This window comes from uncultured Bacteroides sp. (assembly GCF_958445495.1).
GTDB lineage: Bacteria > Bacteroidota > Bacteroidia > Bacteroidales > Bacteroidaceae > Bacteroides.
In genome coordinates this window covers 104,552-120,146 of record NZ_CAUCSQ010000010.1, presented here as the reverse complement: position 1 = coordinate 120,146, position 15,595 = coordinate 104,552, and the positions used below count along the sequence as shown (strand labels likewise).

16 protein-coding genes are annotated in these 15,595 nt (G+C 47.0%); 8 read left to right on the top strand and 8 right to left on the bottom strand.

The features are described 5' to 3' along the window. Nucleotides 1–299: 299 nt before the first annotated feature. Both Q5076_RS05620 and Q5076_RS05615 read right to left on the bottom strand, forming a co-directional pair. Nucleotides 300–512, bottom strand: a complete 213-nt coding sequence (locus Q5076_RS05620) for a hypothetical protein (protein WP_303011514.1) — start codon at nt 510–512, stop codon at nt 300–302. 705 nt (nt 513–1,217) lie between these two features. Further along, nucleotides 1,218–2,237: an energy transducer TonB gene (locus Q5076_RS05615; RefSeq protein ID WP_303011511.1), complete on the bottom strand. Its 1,020-nt coding sequence runs from the start codon at nt 2,235–2,237 to the stop codon at nt 1,218–1,220. A 120-nt stretch (nt 2,238–2,357) separates the two neighbouring features. Between Q5076_RS05615 and pheS the strand changes: the two genes are divergently transcribed. The 6 genes from pheS to Q5076_RS05585 all read left to right on the top strand — a co-directional run bounded on the left by pheS (nt 2,358) and on the right by Q5076_RS05585 (nt 10,521). After that, the gene (gene pheS / locus Q5076_RS05610) at nt 2,358–3,377 is read left to right on the top strand and encodes a phenylalanine--tRNA ligase subunit alpha (RefSeq protein WP_303011508.1); all 1,020 of its coding nucleotides are present in this window, start codon (nt 2,358–2,360) and stop codon (nt 3,375–3,377) included. Between the two features lie 98 nt (nt 3,378–3,475). After that, nucleotides 3,476–4,675: an MFS transporter gene (locus Q5076_RS05605; RefSeq protein ID WP_303011503.1), complete on the top strand. Its 1,200-nt coding sequence runs from the start codon at nt 3,476–3,478 to the stop codon at nt 4,673–4,675. Continuing rightward, complete coding sequence (gene nth / locus Q5076_RS05600) at nt 4,672–5,349, top strand: endonuclease III (RefSeq protein ID WP_303011502.1); 678 nt, start codon at nt 4,672–4,674, stop codon at nt 5,347–5,349. Before Q5076_RS05605 ends, nth begins: the two co-directional genes overlap by 4 nt. Nucleotides 5,350–5,440: 91 nt before the next feature. Then, complete coding sequence (pgk, locus tag Q5076_RS05595) at nt 5,441–6,700, top strand: phosphoglycerate kinase (RefSeq protein WP_303011500.1); 1,260 nt, start codon at nt 5,441–5,443, stop codon at nt 6,698–6,700. A gap of 421 nt (nt 6,701–7,121) precedes the next feature. After that, entirely contained in the window at nt 7,122–8,306 is a 1,185-nt protein-coding gene (locus tag Q5076_RS05590; protein WP_303011498.1) for a DUF418 domain-containing protein, read from the top strand. 7 nt (nt 8,307–8,313) lie between these two features. Next, nucleotides 8,314–10,521, top strand: a complete 2,208-nt coding sequence (locus tag Q5076_RS05585) for a tetratricopeptide repeat protein (protein ID WP_303011496.1) — start codon at nt 8,314–8,316, stop codon at nt 10,519–10,521. Here the strand turns inward: Q5076_RS05585 and Q5076_RS05580 are convergent. The 5 genes from Q5076_RS05580 to Q5076_RS05560 all read right to left on the bottom strand — a co-directional run bounded on the left by Q5076_RS05580 (nt 10,516) and on the right by Q5076_RS05560 (nt 13,371). Beyond that, nucleotides 10,516–11,097, bottom strand: coding sequence for a Maf-like protein (locus Q5076_RS05580; protein WP_303011494.1), 582 nt, complete (start codon nt 11,095–11,097; stop codon nt 10,516–10,518). The two genes, Q5076_RS05585 and Q5076_RS05580, sit on opposite strands and share 6 nt — an antisense overlap. A gap of 95 nt (nt 11,098–11,192) precedes the next feature. Then, complete coding sequence (locus tag Q5076_RS05575; protein WP_303011493.1) at nt 11,193–11,714, bottom strand: HAD family hydrolase; 522 nt, start codon at nt 11,712–11,714, stop codon at nt 11,193–11,195. Then, nucleotides 11,695–12,489, bottom strand: a complete 795-nt coding sequence (locus tag Q5076_RS05570) for a Rossmann-like and DUF2520 domain-containing protein (RefSeq protein WP_303011492.1) — start codon at nt 12,487–12,489, stop codon at nt 11,695–11,697. The genes Q5076_RS05575 and Q5076_RS05570 overlap by 20 nt, the downstream gene beginning before the upstream one ends. Before the next feature lie 7 nt (nt 12,490–12,496). Beyond that, nucleotides 12,497–12,832, bottom strand: a complete 336-nt coding sequence (locus tag Q5076_RS05565; protein WP_303011490.1) for a hypothetical protein — start codon at nt 12,830–12,832, stop codon at nt 12,497–12,499. Between the two features lie 2 nt (nt 12,833–12,834). Continuing rightward, nucleotides 12,835–13,371: a nitroreductase family protein gene (locus tag Q5076_RS05560; protein WP_303011488.1), complete on the bottom strand. Its 537-nt coding sequence runs from the start codon at nt 13,369–13,371 to the stop codon at nt 12,835–12,837. 102 nt (nt 13,372–13,473) lie between these two features. Here Q5076_RS05560 and Q5076_RS05555 point away from each other — a divergent pair, with 102 nt between their 5' ends. Next, complete coding sequence (locus Q5076_RS05555; protein WP_303011528.1) at nt 13,474–13,812, top strand: hypothetical protein; 339 nt, start codon at nt 13,474–13,476, stop codon at nt 13,810–13,812. On the opposite strand, the gene Q5076_RS05550 is transcribed toward Q5076_RS05555, so the two are convergent. Next, complete coding sequence (locus tag Q5076_RS05550; RefSeq protein ID WP_303011486.1) at nt 13,747–14,289, bottom strand: carbonic anhydrase; 543 nt, start codon at nt 14,287–14,289, stop codon at nt 13,747–13,749. The two genes, Q5076_RS05555 and Q5076_RS05550, sit on opposite strands and share 66 nt — an antisense overlap. 204 nt (nt 14,290–14,493) lie before the next feature. Between Q5076_RS05550 and Q5076_RS05545 the strand changes: the two genes are divergently transcribed. Continuing rightward, nucleotides 14,494–15,516 carry a GNAT family N-acetyltransferase gene (locus Q5076_RS05545; protein ID WP_303011483.1) on the top strand — a complete coding sequence of 341 codons (1,023 nt, stop codon included), beginning with the start codon at nt 14,494–14,496 and terminating at the stop codon, nt 15,514–15,516. Nucleotides 15,517–15,595 lie beyond the last annotated feature (79 nt).

The window sequence follows — 15,595 nt, the reverse complement described above, 5'->3', positions numbered from 1 at the left end:
TAAAGAGTTCTGCTGTCTGATACAAGAGGATAAATTGAATTGATAGAACTCACCAAAAAAAGAAATTATACGACAAAAGATTGTTAATGTTAGAAAGAATTATACTTCAATAATCATCACTTAATTTCATTCCATCATTTAAACTCATTCTATCCTTTAATTCCACCTTATCCTTTAATTCCATTTTATTTTTTATACCGGCACAATATCGTTGTCTCCCTTCTTTCCCGAAAAGGCTATATAATCCCTTGACTGGAGATACAATCTCTTTCTCTGTTATCTAATACGAAGAAAGACCTTTATTCAAGGTCTTTCTTTATCACTTCCTCCATTTCTTTTATACGTTTCTTACGGTTTTTGATAGGACCATTCTCTGTATCATTTTTAAAGACATTATCCGTACGGTCGGTTACTTCACTGCTCCATTCTTCAAAATCATTGGTTGCCGGACGAGCATTCGGGTCGATATTCTCTTCCGCAATCGAATCATGCCTGTTAATCATATCATCCATAAATCATCTTTTTATTAAGTTTATGCGTATAAGACAAACAGAACCGGAAAAAGTTCCCGGTTTTAATGTTTTTTGGAGAACCCGGACATCTCTCATTATCTGAAAATGCGAAACCGGCAATCTCGTTATCTTCCTTCCGGCACAAATATAAAAATACCGGCACTGCCCAAACCCGGAGGTGACAAGCATGATTTTCGTTCCACCGGTTGAACCAATCTGTTCCTACGCTTGAAACAACCGGTTTATCAGCATGAAACTTTTGTTTCTTTCAGTAGAAACCAGAGATTCATCTATACGAAACTTTTGTTTCAACCCGTAGAAACTACATATTCATCAACATGAAACTTTTGTTTTATCTAATGGAAACCGGACGTTATCGCCGTACGCCGGATAAGATTGGCCGCTTGCCTGTTTATACCTGAAATAGGATTTTATACCTAAATAAGGTAGCTGTATCCGTATGGGACACTTCGCCATGCCCAAAGGACTTCGCCATGCCTAAAGGAAACGGCTTGTTCCAGGATTAAGAGACCTAACCGGTCAACCTCAAACCGGGATGGATACATCTTGTGACAGCAACATCTCCGTCACCTTGCTGTCACCCCCTTGCCGTCACATTATTTCCGGTCGGCAATACGTTTATTATCAACCTATTGCCTACCGGAATAATAAGAAGGTGACAACAGTGACAGCAAAAAAACGATTTTATTTTGCGGGGGAGTACAGATGCGGACGGAAAGGTATATAAAGAGTATAATTGCTATCCGTCGGTTTGCCTCCTGCAAATGCCGGAACCCATTTCGGCATTCCTTTCACGATGCGGAGAGCTTCCTCGGCAAATTCCGGATGAGTGGATTTCAGAATGTGGGGACGGAGAATCACCCCTTCTTTGTCAATCGTAAACTCACACAACACATATCCCGAAACATTCTCTGCCAGAAGTTCTGCCGGGTAAGCCATCTGTCCGGCAACATATTCTTCCGGGCTCATGTCGCGAAAATGTGCCAGTTCCTCTATTTGCTTGCCGGAAAGCGACCTTTGGCAAGGCCCCACCTGATAAATTCCTACATACATAGGTTGCTTATAAGCATCCGGCCGTTCACGGTCGCGCTGCTGCAACTCTTTCAAAAAAGCTGCCGCCTCTTCCGCCAATGCGGGTTCTGAAATGCTCTCTCCTTTGGACAACAGATAGGCCGACTGGCAGACCAGTACCAAATGTTCCATCAAAGAGCCTTTTTCGGGCGACCACTTCCGCCCCATCCGGTTTGTCCCTTTCGAGTCTGCGGCGGCAAAATAGTAAACCACCCCGTCCAATCCGGCGGTAGAGCCGTCCAAATCCTGTATCTGGCCCGTCACCAGCCGGAAGATGGCCCCCAACGACTGATAAAGCGACCGGCTGATAACCGCCGATTTGGTATTGACCGTCACCGTTCCCTTCTCCGCCTGCCAGTACGTCTTCGACAATGTATTCGAAACCACACAATATTGCCCGTTCCTCTTTTCTACCGACATGGCATATTCGGGCGAGAAAGAAGGTATTGCGGCAAAACGTGCATAAGGTTTCTGTTGAAAGCCGGTGTTCAGGAGCGAAAACACATTGCGGTAGTACTCGCCCAACTCACCGGGGTAAGTATCAAAAGGTTTCACCGGTTCCAGATAATCTATCTGGGCCGTGAGACGGAAAGAAAAGGTCAAAAGCAGGATAGAGAAAACAATCTTTTTCATAAGTCGCCGGATTTTCGGTATATACCGGCAACAAAGATACAAATTATTTCGATGGTTCGTGATAAAATTATATCTTTGCACGGTTTTTACTAAGAAACTGAATAACAATACATCAAAAATATGATAGCTAAGATTGAACAACTTCTGAAAGAGGTGGAAGCCCTGCACGCCTCCAATGCCGAAGAACTCGAAGCTCTCCGCATCAAATACCTCAGCAAGAAGGGAGCCATTAATGACTTGATGGCGGATTTCCGCAACGTAGCCGCCGAACAGAAAAAAGCGGTCGGCATGAAACTGAACGAACTGAAAACAAAGGCGCAGGATAAAATCAACGCTCTGAAAGAACAGTTCGAAAGCCAGGACAACCATTGTGACGGGCTGGATCTGACGCGCTCCGCTTATCCGATAGAGCTCGGTACGCGCCACCCGCTGACAATTGTAAAGAATGAAATCATCGATATCTTCGCCCGTCTGGGATTCAGCATCGCCGAAGGACCGGAAATCGAAGACGACTGGCATGTGTTTTCAGCGCTGAATTTCGCCGAAGACCATCCGGCACGCGACATGCAGGATACTTTCTTCATCGAAGCTCACCCGGATGTCGTACTGCGCACACACACTTCTTCCGTACAGAGCCGCGTGATGGAAGCTTCCCAGCCTCCTATCCGCATCATTTGTCCGGGACGTGTGTACCGTAACGAAGCCATCAGTTACCGCGCCCACTGTTTCTTCCACCAGGTAGAAGCTTTGTATGTAGACAAGAACGTATCGTTCACCGATTTGAAGCAGGTGTTACTGCTTTTCGCCAAGGAGATGTTCGGCGCGGATACGAAAATCCGCCTGCGCCCGTCTTATTTCCCGTTTACGGAGCCGAGCGCCGAAATGGATATCAGTTGTAACATTTGCGGCGGTAAAGGCTGCCCGTTCTGCAAACATACCGGTTGGGTGGAAATCCTCGGTTGCGGCATGGTAGACCCGAACGTGCTGGATGCCAACGGTATCGACAGCAAAATATACAGCGGTTATGCCCTCGGTATGGGTATCGAACGCATCACGAACCTGAAATACCAGGTGAAAGACCTTCGGATGTTCTCCGAAAACGATACCCGCTTCCTGAAAGAATTCGAAGCGGCATACTAAATGTAATGCGACTGGATATGCCTGTGTGCCGGTACACTGTGTTTTACGCAGGGAACCGGCATGCGGGCGGCATATCGGCGCATTAAACACGATTTGTCATGGCAAAGGATAGACTCATTACTTCCAGTTATTGTTTCATCTTGGCGGCCAACTTCCTGCTTTATTTCGGTTTCTGGTTGCTGATTCCTGTCTTGCCGTTTTACTTATCCGAGTTTTTCCAGGCGGGAAACTCTACCATCGGGGCGGTCCTCTCCTGTTATACGGTCGCGGCCCTTTGCATCCGCCCGTTTTCCGGTTATCTGCTCGACACATTTTCCCGCAAGCCTCTTTATCTGTTCGCCTATTTCATCTTTATGATGATGTTCGGGGGATACCTGCTTGCCGGTTCGCTCACCCTATTTATCATTTTCCGCATTGTTCACGGCGTTTCTTTCGGAATGGTGACGGTGGGTGGAAATACCGTCGTAATCGACATCATGCCTTCTTCACGCAGGGGGGAAGGATTGGGATACTACGGCTTGACGAATAACACGGCAATGTCTATCGGCCCGATGTTCGGGCTTTTCCTGCATGACGCCGGCGTCTCCTTCGCGACGATATTCTGCTACGCACTCGGTTCGTGCATGCTGGGATTCTTATCGGCGTGTCTGGTAAAAACCCCTTATAAGCCTCCGGTAAAACGAGAGCCGGTTTCACTCGACCGGTTTATTTTGCTCAAAGGAATACCTGCCGGGATAAGCCTGCTGTTATTGTCTATCCCTTATGGAATGACGACCAATTATGTCGCCATGTACGCCCGCCAGATAGGATTAAATGCAAAAACCGGATTTTTCTTCACGTTCATGGCAATCGGTATGGCTATCTCGCGTATCTTTTCGGGAAAGTTGGTAGACCGGGGAAAAATCACGCAAGTGATAGCCGCCGGACTGTATCTGGTGGTGCTCAGTTTTTTCCTGCTTGCCACCTGCGCATATCTGATTCAATGGAGCGACACGGCATGCATAGTCCTGTTTTTCGGAATCGCTTTATTATTGGGTATCGGATTCGGAATCATGTTTCCGGCTTTCAATACCCTGTTTGTCAATCTCGCTCCCAACAACCAACGCGGAACGGCTACCTCCACTTACCTGACTTCCTGGGACGTGGGAATCGGTATCGGCATGCTGGCCGGGGGGTATATCGCCGACATCAGCACATTCGGCAAGGCTTATCTTTTCGGCGCTTGCCTGACGGTTGTTTCCGCCGTTTATTTCAAATTGAAAGTAACGCCTCATTATCATAAAAACAAATTACGATGAGAAAGAAAGAACGTTATGAAAAAGTAATCGCCTGGTTTCAGGAAAACGTGCCGGTGGCCGAAACGGAACTGCATTACAACAATCCGTACGAATTGCTGATTGCCGTTATCCTTTCCGCCCAATGTACAGACAAACGGGTAAATATCATTACTCCTCCGTTGTATAAAGCTTTTCCGACTCCGGAGGCTCTGGCCGCCACTACGCCGGAAGTGGTTTTCGAATATATCCGCAGCGTGTCTTATCCGAACAATAAGGCGAAGCACTTGGTAGGAATGGCTAAAATGCTGGTCAAGGATTTCCATAGCGAGGTTCCCGACAACCTGGAGGATTTGATAAAGCTGCCCGGCGTGGGGAGGAAAACCGCCAACGTAATCCAGTCGGTCGTATTCCACAAGGCGGCAATGGCGGTAGATACGCACGTGTTCCGTGTCAGCCACCGTCTCGGACTGGTTCCGGACAGTTGCACCACTCCGTTCAGCGTAGAAAAAGAACTGACAAAGAACATCCCGGAAGAACTGGTTCCGATTGCACACCACTGGCTCATTCTGCACGGACGTTACGTCTGCCAGGCGCGCACCCCAAAATGTGCCACCTGCGGTTTGCAAATGATGTGCAAATATTTCTGTAACACTTATAAAGTTACAAAAGAGGAACCCAAAGTCAAGAATAAATAACGATTTAATAGCAAGAAACCGAAATAAATAGTAACTTTGCGGTCGTTCTGAAAGAATATCTTTAAAACACTTTTAAATAAAATAGAGTATTATGCAGACAATTGACAAATTCAATTTTGCCGGTAAAAAGGCATTTGTTCGCGTGGACTTCAATGTACCCCTGGACGAAAACTTCAACATTACAGATGACACCCGTATGCGTGCAGCTCTTCCTACTTTGAAGAAGATTTTGGCAGACGGCGGCAGCATTATCATCGGTTCCCACCTGGGCCGTCCGAAAGGAGTTGCCGATAAATTCTCCTTGAAACATATCATCAAGCATCTGTCTGATTTGCTGGGCGTTGAAGTTCAGTTCGCTAACGACTGCATGGGTGAAGAAGCTGCCGTAAAGGCTGCCGCTCTGCAACCGGGAGAAGTTCTGTTGCTCGAAAACCTCCGTTTCTACGCTGAAGAAGAAGGCAAACCGAGAGGCTTGGCTGAAGATGCTACGGACGAAGAAAAAGCGGCTGCCAAGAAAGCGGTAAAAGAAAGCCAGAAGGAATTTACCAAGAAATTGGCTTCTTACGCTGACTGTTATGTAAACGACGCATTCGGTACCGCTCACCGCGCCCATGCTTCCACTGCATTGATTGCCAAATATTTCGATGTAGACCATAAGATGTTCGGTTACCTGATGGAAAAAGAGGTGAAAGCCGTTGATAAGGTGCTGAACGACATCAAACGTCCGTTCACTGCCATCATGGGCGGTTCTAAGGTTTCTTCCAAAATCGAAATCATCGAAAACCTGCTGAACAAGGTGGACAACCTGATTATCGCCGGCGGTATGACATATACGTTCACGAAGGCAATGGGCGGCAAAATCGGTATCTCTATCTGCGAGGACGATAAGCTTGACCTGGCTCTGGACCTGATGAAAAAAGCAAAAGAGAAAGGTGTAAACCTAGTTCTGGCCGTTGACGCCAAGATTGCCGATTCTTTCTCTAACGATGCCAATACGAAGTTCTGCCCGGTCAATGAAATTCCCGACGGATGGGAAGGCCTGGATATCGGTCCTAAGACGGAAGAAATCTTCGCTAACGTTATCAGAGAATCCAAGACTATCCTCTGGAACGGTCCTACAGGCGTATTCGAATTCGACAACTTTACCCACGGCTCACGTGCTGTAGGCGAAGCAATCGTTGAAGCGACCAAGAACGGCGCATTCTCACTCGTAGGCGGAGGTGACTCCGTAGCTTGTGTCAACAAGTTCGGCCTGGCAAGCGGCGTGTCTTATGTTTCAACCGGTGGCGGCGCATTGCTCGAAGCTATCGAAGGAAAAGTTCTTCCGGGTATCGCTGCTATTCAGGAATAAGATTTGATTTTTCCATATTTTCTATTTGGGAGGCAGTTCTTTTTAAAAAGGACTGCCTTCATTTATAAAATGAGGGATATGAAGCCCGTCATTATTGATTCGTTCGTGCCGAATGCCTGTCTGCTTCCGGTTCCCGCATCACCGAACGGTTCCGGCATGATTCGCTCTTCCCGGCCATGCAAAAGGGCATGAAATTCCCTGCTGTGGGACAGATACGGATGTGAAATCCCGGTTTTATCACCTCATACGATTATTTCAGCCCCGATAAAGAAGGAAATTTCAATCAAAATAAGTATATTGCCACCCTGTTTGCCATATCCGGATTATCCTTGGGCAACATGGACAGGCGCCGGATATTTGAAGAAGCCGGAAAAAGACAAATAAACAGATATGAACCTTATAAAACAGAGAAACTAAAAACATGGAACACAAAATCGCCGAAACCAACGCCCGGATAGACGTGGCCGACGTATTAAGAGGATTTGCCGTAATGGGAATTATCCTTTTACACAGTGTTGAGCATTTCAATTTTTATTCTTTCCCGGAGAAAGTCCCTTTCGAATGGATGGGTTTTACCGACCAGGCTATCTGGCGAGGATTATTCTTTGCATTCAGCAACAAGGCGTATGCAGTATTCGCATTGCTCTTCGGTTTCAGCTTTTACATCCAGGAACATAACCAACAACGCAAAGGGAAAGATTTCCGGCTCCGTTTTTTATGGCGGTTATTTCTTTTGTTCATCATCGGGCAGTTTAACGCGGCATTCTTCACCGGAGAGATATTGACGATGTATGCCATTCTCGGAATCATCCTTCCGCTATTCTGCCGCATGAGCGACCGTACCGTCATCATTACCGCCACTTTGCTAATCCTCCAGCCGATTGACTGGGCAAAGTTAATTTATGCTTTATGCAACCCGGATTATGCGGCGGGTGAGAGTCTCGCACGTTATTATTTCGGCATAGCATACGACGTACAGAAAAACGGCACATTCCTCGAAACTATCCGCATGAATCTGTGGGAAGGGCAGCTTGCCAACATGACCTGGGCGTTGGAACACGGGCGTATCCTGCAGACTCCGGGATTGTTTTTGTTCGGCATGCTGGTCGGCCGCCGGAAATATTTCCTTTACAGCGAACGGAATGAACGTCTCTGGCTGAAAGCTCTGGCGATTTCCCTGCTCTGCTTCTTTCCCCTCTACGGACTCAACAACATGCTGCCGGAATATATCGGAAGAGATGCCGTCCTCGTACCTTTACAACTTATTTTAAGCTCGCTCAGCAACCTTAGCTTCATGGTGCTGCTGGTAACGGGACTGTTACTCACTTTCTACCGCGTGAAAGACCGCAGTTTCCTGATGCGTTTCACGTCTTACGGGAAAATGAGCCTGACAAACTATCTGGGACAATCCGTTTTCGGTTCTCTTTTGTTCTATCATTGGGGATTCGAACTGGGACGTTATCTGGGTATCACTTACAGTTTCTTTTTTGGCATTCTTTTTGTTCTGCTACAAATGGCATTCTGTTCGTGGTGGCTCCGACACCATAAGCACGGTCCTTTCGAAGGTCTGTGGAGACGTCTGACCTGGATTGGAAAAAATAAATAATTGAATCATGATGAACGAAAAAACAATTAATGAACAATACGCATATATACGTACCTTACTGGAAGGGAAAAGGCTCAAGGAAGCTTTAATGCAACTGGAGTCATCGCTCTGGCAATGTCCCGATTGGGATTTGCGCACTCGTCTGGAGGAGCTCCAGACTTCTTACAAGTATATGCTGGAATATATGAGGCAGGGGGCGAACGATCCCGAACGGTGGAACCTGTACCGGAAACTGGTGGCAGACACATGGAGCATTGCCGACCAAGCGCATTTGCTCATGCTGGACAATGTATCGTCAAAATATTACCATGAGGTGCGGCGTACTCCCGGACCTGCCGGCGTGTCGGCATACGGCATAAAGAAAATGCTGCATATACTGGAAGCGTTCAATGACGACTTGGCAGTCAGCGGATTGCTTTCCGATGAAAAAATGGATGAGGTATTGAAACGGCACGAAGATACACTCAAATTCATGTTCATAAGAACATGGACGAACAGTTCTTGGAGCCAGGAGGAGGAAGAGGACGCCCAGTCCATGCTCACCTCGGAATTGCTTTCGCCCAATGATTTATGCCTGTTTGTCAGCGCCGTCACATTAAGCGTGATGGAGTGTTTCGATTTGCGCAAAGTCATGTGGCTGCTGGATGCCTACCGGCATCCGGACGTCAACGTCAGCCAGCGGGCACTGGTGGGGGCTCTGATTGTTTTCCACCTATACAGAATGCGGCTTCCTTTCTATCCCGACTTAATCAGACGGATGGACCTCATGGAGGAAATACCGCCTTTCAGGGAAGATGTCGCCCGTATTTACCGCCAGATGCTTTTATGCCAGGAAACGGAGAAGATAGACAAAAAAATGAGGGAGGAGATTATTCCCGAAATGTTGAGAAATGTCTCTTCCATGAAGAACATGAAATTCGGTTTCGAAGAGAACGACGAGGAGAATGACGACAAGAACCCGGACTGGGAGGACGCTTTTTCCAAATCCGGACTGGGAGACAAGCTGCGCGAAATGAATGAACTTCAACTGGAAGGCGCGGATGTGTATATGAGCACGTTCTCTTCCCTGAAGAGTTATCCGTTCTTCCGTGAAGTGCAGAACTGGTTTTATCCGTTCAGCAAGCAGCAGTCTAACGTATTCAGGGCGATGAAGCAAACGGGCAATGAGGGAAGCAGCCTGCTGGATTTAATTCTCCAGTCGGGATTTTTCAGCAACAGCGACAAGTATTCGCTCTTTTTCACTATCCACCAACTGCCTAAGATGCAACAGGAGATGATGCTGAGCCAGCTTAGCGAACAGCAGGTGGCGGAATTGACGGAGAGGTCGAATGCGGAGAACATCAAGAAATTCAATGAACGTCCCGGAACCGCCAGCAACCAGTACTTACACGACCTGTACCGTTTTTTCAAACTAAACATGCGCCGGCATGAGTTCAGGGATATTTTCAAAGAGAAGCTCGACTTCCACCATATTCCCGCGCTGGACAATGTGTTGTATTGGGAGGATGTATTGTTCCCCATCGCTGATTTTTACCTGAAAAAAGAACGCTGGGACGAAGCGATTGAAATTTATGAGGAGATGGAAACCATAGGGGGATTTGAGGTCAACGGGGCGGAATCTTACCAGAAATTCGGATATGCTTTGCAGAAAAGGAAAAGATATGCGGAGGCTATCGGGATTTATTTAAAAGCCGACACGCTGAAACCGGACAATATCTGGAACAACCGCCATCTGGCTACCTGCTACCGGTTGAATAAGGACTACCGGACAGCGATTACTTATTATAAGAAGGTAGAGGAGGCAGAACCGGAGGCGGCAAATGTGGCGTTCTATATCGGCAGTTGCCTGGCGGAACTCGGACAGTATGAAGAGGCGCTGAACTATTTCTTCAAATTAGATTTCATCGAGAACAATTGTATCAAGGCATGGCGCGGCATCGGCTGGTGTTCATTCGTCAGCCTGAAATACGAGCAGGCGATGAGATATTACGAAAAAATCATTGAGCTGAAACCGTTAGCCATCGACTATATGAATGCGGGACATGTCGCCTGGGTTATGGGGGATACTCAAAAAGCCGCCGTTCTTTACGGGAAAGCGATTACCGTAAGCGGCAACCGTGAACGGTTTCTGGAGATGTTCCGCAAAGATGAGGAGTCTCTTCTCAAACAAGGCATTCGAGAAGAGGACATTCCTTTGATGCTGGATTTATTATAATTTTTTCAACTCCCCGTATAGTTTCTGTATGGGGAGTCCCATGATGTTATAAAAACTACCGGAAATAGATTTCACCCCGATATATCCAATCCACTCCTGCACACCGTAGGCTCCCGCCTTGTCCATCGGCCGGTAACGGTCTACATAATACAGGATTTCATCTTCTGACAGGACGTCGAACAGAACGTCGGAGGAGGCGGTAAAACTCTTTTGCCACTCGGTGGTGGTCAGACAGACACCCGTGAAGACCTGATGGGATTTTCCCGAAAGGGCACGGAGCATTTCAATGGCTCCTTCCCTGCCTTCCGGCTTACCGAGCACTTTTCCGTCTAACCAGACAATGGTGTCTGCCGTAATCAGCAATTCGCCGGGTTTCATGGCGGAACGATAAGCGTCGGCTTTCTCACGCGAAATGTATTCGGGAATGGCGGCGCCCGCCAACGTATCCGGGTATGACTCATCGACATCGGGCAATGTCCTGACTACGTATTCTATTCCCAAACCAGACATCAGTTCTTTCCGGCGGGGCGAATTGGAGGCTAATATAATCTGGTACTTCTTTAAATTGTCAAGCACGGCTTCAATTAATTATGCGAATCCCGATTAAGGGCTGCTGTTAGGAATTACATGTTATTAAAAATCAAATGCCATAATAAACGCGAGTTACCTTGTTACCATCCGAAGGCGTCTTCCGCCATCCATAACCCGTGGGCTTTCAAGACTTGTTCTATCACATCACGCCCGCAACCACGGCCTCCGTCCGCATAGGAGATGTATTTCGCCACAGCTTTCACTTCCGGCACGGCATCTTTCGGGCAACAAGGCAATCCGCACTCGCGCATCACTTCTATATCGGGCACGTCATCGCCCATATACAGTATTTCTTCATCCGCCAATCCGTATTTATCGCGAAAATCCCGATAGTCATGTATCTTCACGGCAGACCCCATATATATGTCTGTCATTCCCAGTCCTGCAAAACGGATACGCACCGCTTCCGTTCTCCCGCCGGTGATGATGGCGATATGGATGCCTTTCTTCACTGCCAGTTGGATGGCATACCCGTCTTTGATATTGACCGTACGCATCGGTTCGCCGGAGGGATGCAAAGGCACGGTTGTCGAACTCAACACTCCGTCTACATCAAATACCAGGGCTTTGATGCGGGATAAATCATAATTGATGGTGCTCATGGATACTCTTACTCATTAATTTATAAATTTCCTGCAATGCCGGGGAGTCTGCCAGCATCGCAAGATGGTTACTCATCACATTTTCGTCATAACGCACCGCCGGTCCTGTCTGCGCGTCACGCGGGGCCAGCTCGTGTACTTTCCGCGCGGTTTCGTCAATCAGCGGAAGCATCACTTCGAAAGGCAGCCCGTACTTTTCAAGTAAATCGGCAGCCAGGGCGTACATGTGGTTTGTAAAGTTACAGATAAAGACTGCCGCCAAATGAAGGCTTTTGCGTTGTTCGGAATTTATTTCATAGACTTTCTCCGAAAGGATGGAGGCGATGGCTTTTAAGAGTGCGGTGTCTTCCGGGTTTTCCGCTTCGATAAAGAACGGCACTTCCCGGAAGTTGACTTCACGCTGTTTGCTGAATGTCTGCATCGGATAAAATACTCCGTAACGTTCTGCGTGGCCTTTCCAAATGTCCATCGGGATACTTCCCGCCGTATGCACCAGCAAGGAATTTTGCTTACCCTCCGCTATCTGCGGCAACAGTTCTACAAAAGCCGCGTCTTTCAGGGATACGATATACAGCTTGGCGTCTTTCGAGACTTCCTGCAAATCCGTCGTATAACCGGCCTCTACCTTTTCAGCCAATGCGCGGGCGGATTCTTCCGTCCGGCTATATATCTGTACGATACGGAATCCCCGGCAATAGAATGCTTTCGCCAGATTGGTCGCCAGGTTTCCGGCGCCGATAAACACAATCGGAGTATCTTCTATACTTCTCTTCATTGTTTTTTCAACGTTTTGCTATCCAAAATAAAATGATTCCGACAATAAGTAATGTCAACGGCAATAAATAACCGGAAAGCGAACCGAGCAGGGAAATTACCAAACCGATATTCATTACCAGCCAAAGCCCTAACAGTACAAAACCAATCGATTTGTCACGCTTGAATATAAGAAAACAGGCAGAGGCATACAGCAGCATATTGTCTTTATTCATCACCCAAGGCAAACCGACGGAGGAAAAATGAACCAGTTTGTCAACTAAAAAAAGCGAACCGATTACTATAAAAGTAACGGCGGTAGCAAGATAGGTATCTTTACTATTATTTGCTTTGGCAGCTCCCATTCTTATTTTCCTCCGAACTTATTGATATGGATTTTTTCCCATTGGAGATGTTCTTCATTGAACGGCTTGCGCTCCATCCCTTTATGGCCGATGGCAATGACGGAGAGTACCTGAAGCTGCAAAGGAATATCCAGAATGCCGTGTACAAATTCGTCGGAGGGCATTCCGGTAGCCGTGAAACGTTCGCGCACCTGCACCCAACAACTGCCCAGCCCAAGGTCTTCCGCCTGCAACTGTATCATAATGGAGGCAATAGCCGCATCTTCAATCCAGACGTCACTCGCCAACGGATCGGCCGTCACCACAATAGCCAAAGCGGCATCCGCAATAAAAGAGGAGGCTTGCTCCTTGCAGTGAGAGAGTTCTTTCAATAGTTCTTTATCGTCAACTACTATGAATTGCCAACTGTTGCTGCGTTTGGAAGAAGGTGACATCAAAGCCGCTTTCATCAAGGATACGACCTCATCCTGGGTCAATTCTTCATCCGTGAATTTACGCATGCTGCGGCGTTTCTTTATCAATTCACTGAAATTTTCCATATTATTTCCGGTTTCATTTAGATTAATGTATGCAAAGATAGTGCAAAACAGCCGTAATAAGAAATAAAACCCTATCTTTGCACGGTTAAAAACAATATCATTATGAAAAAACAATTTACGCAGGACGATTACATCAAGGCCAATCGCAAAGCAAGCCGTGAGGCGGAAATCGAGATGTACGGACATCCGATTTGCCATAAAAGGGTGCATAAATCAAAGAGAGCATATGACCGTAAAAAGATAAAGGCAGCCGATAAAAAGCTGCCTTATTTTTTTGCTTTCTTTTCTTCTTTCATCACATCTGCACCCATAGGGAAAACGGTCGCCGCACTTATTTCAATTCGCCGTCCGGCCACGGTCCGCCCGATGCCGGCCTTACACAATCCTCGTCAGCTCCCCTGTCGTCGAATCGATGATGAATCCGTAGACTTTCACATCTGAAGGAATCAAAGGATGGTGTATGATAAAATCGACCGTTCCCCGTACCGATTTCTCCGTATCCTCGAAGCCGTCCAGCCACGCACGGAAATCGACCCCGCAAAAACGCATCATGTCAATATAATCGGGATTAATGCCTCTCGCCTTCATTTTCTCAAGCATCTCATCGCTATGCATGTGGCAGGCTCCGCAATCAGAATGCGCAATCACCATCACTTCTTCTACTCCCAGCTCAAAAATAGCGACAAGCAAACTGCGAATCACACTGCCGAACGGATGGGAAATCACTCCTCCCGCATTCTTTATCATTTTCACATCGCCGTTTTTTATCCCTAATGCGGCGGGCAACAAAGCCGTCAGCCGCGTATCCATACAGGAAAGAATGGCAATCTTTTTATCGGGATACTTATTGGTAATATATGCTTCGTATCCTTTCTTTTCAACGAATTGCTTGTTGTAAGCTAAAATTTCTTCAATCATGACATTTAATATATTACTGACGCAAAGGTAAGTAAAAGTATAAAAATATACACAAGTAATCCTTTCCGTTTTTCCCCGCCTTCACATTTTATCACATTGCATTTTCACAAGCTGCGGGGAAAACTTTTCTTTGATGTAAAACATGTTCAACAAAATCCCGATTTTCTTGTTGGATAAAAAATAAAAAGTGTAAATTTGTACCACATGTCACTTAAACTAACTACATATTATCATGGAAAGGATATTCCCGATTTGCCGGGAAACAATACATTCCATTCCAAAGAGTTGTTTCAGATATATGAAGCGACTCCCGGTTATTCGCCTCTGCTGATAGTGGCGACTGAAAACGGAAAACCCGTGGCACGACTTCTGGCAGCCATCCGCAAGGCAAAAAAATGGCTTCCCGCCTGTCTGGCAAGACAATGCGTAGTATATGGAGAGGGAGAGTTTCTGGACACTCCTCTTGCCGACGGCAGAGAAAAACCGCTTCCCGCTGTCAGAGAAAGGGAAGAGGTTATTTTCGGCGAGATGCTGGAACATCTTACGCAGGAGGCGACCCGCACCTGTATCCTTATCGAATTCCGCAACCTGAACAACTCGATGTTCGGTTACCGCTCTTTCAGGAGCAACGGCTATTTCCCTGTCAACTGGCTGCGGGTGCGCAATTCGTTACACAGTTCCCCGAAGGCGGAAGACCGGTTCAGTCCGTCACGTATCCGCCAGATAAAAAAGGGGCTCAAAAACGGAGCGAAAGTGGAAGAGGCCCATACTGCGGAAGAGATACGCGATTTTTCACGGATGTTGCACAAGGTTTATTCTTCCCGCATCCGCAGGTATTTCCCTGCCAACGATTTTTTCCGCCACATGAACAACATGCTCATAAAAGGAAAACAGGCAAAAATATTCATCGTCCGTTACAAGGAAAAGATTATCGGCGGTTCTGTGTGTATCTATTCCGGCGAAAACGCCTTCCTTTGGTTTTCGGGGGGGATGCGAAAGACGTATGCGCTGCAATATCCGGGCGTACTGGCTGTCTGGAAGGCTCTGGAAGACGCTCACGAACGGGGATTCCGCCACATCGAGTTCATGGATGTGGGACTTCCTTTCCGCAAACACGGTTATCGCGACTTCGTGCTCCGTTTCGGAGGGAAACAGAGCAGTACCCGCCGCTGGTTTCGTATCAGTTGGTCATGGCTGAACAAACTGATGGTGAAATTTTATGTTTAAATGCAATCTCCGGATTACAAAACTATTCCTTGCCGCCCTGTCCTATCGTTTTTTATCGTTTATATCTCAACAATTAAAT

Coding starts and splice junctions, on each gene's coding strand:
- Q5076_RS05620 (WP_303011514.1), bottom strand. CDS start 512: ATGGATGATATGATTAACAGGCATGATTCGATTGCGGAAGAGAATATC.
- Q5076_RS05615 (WP_303011511.1), bottom strand. CDS start 2,237: ATGAAAAAGATTGTTTTCTCTATCCTGCTTTTGACCTTTTCTTTCCGT.
- pheS (WP_303011508.1), top strand. CDS start 2,358: ATGATAGCTAAGATTGAACAACTTCTGAAAGAGGTGGAAGCCCTGCAC.
- Q5076_RS05605 (WP_303011503.1), top strand. CDS start 3,476: ATGGCAAAGGATAGACTCATTACTTCCAGTTATTGTTTCATCTTGGCG.
- nth (WP_303011502.1), top strand. CDS start 4,672: ATGAGAAAGAAAGAACGTTATGAAAAAGTAATCGCCTGGTTTCAGGAA.
- pgk (WP_303011500.1), top strand. CDS start 5,441: ATGCAGACAATTGACAAATTCAATTTTGCCGGTAAAAAGGCATTTGTT.
- Q5076_RS05590 (WP_303011498.1), top strand. CDS start 7,122: ATGGAACACAAAATCGCCGAAACCAACGCCCGGATAGACGTGGCCGAC.
- Q5076_RS05585 (WP_303011496.1), top strand. CDS start 8,314: ATGATGAACGAAAAAACAATTAATGAACAATACGCATATATACGTACC.
- Q5076_RS05575 (WP_303011493.1), bottom strand. CDS start 11,714: ATGAGCACCATCAATTATGATTTATCCCGCATCAAAGCCCTGGTATTT.
- Q5076_RS05570 (WP_303011492.1), bottom strand. CDS start 12,489: ATGAAGAGAAGTATAGAAGATACTCCGATTGTGTTTATCGGCGCCGGA.
- Q5076_RS05565 (WP_303011490.1), bottom strand. CDS start 12,832: ATGGGAGCTGCCAAAGCAAATAATAGTAAAGATACCTATCTTGCTACC.
- Q5076_RS05560 (WP_303011488.1), bottom strand. CDS start 13,371: ATGGAAAATTTCAGTGAATTGATAAAGAAACGCCGCAGCATGCGTAAA.
- Q5076_RS05555 (WP_303011528.1), top strand. CDS start 13,474: ATGAAAAAACAATTTACGCAGGACGATTACATCAAGGCCAATCGCAAA.
- Q5076_RS05550 (WP_303011486.1), bottom strand. CDS start 14,289: ATGATTGAAGAAATTTTAGCTTACAACAAGCAATTCGTTGAAAAGAAA.
- Q5076_RS05545 (WP_303011483.1), top strand. CDS start 14,494: ATGTCACTTAAACTAACTACATATTATCATGGAAAGGATATTCCCGAT.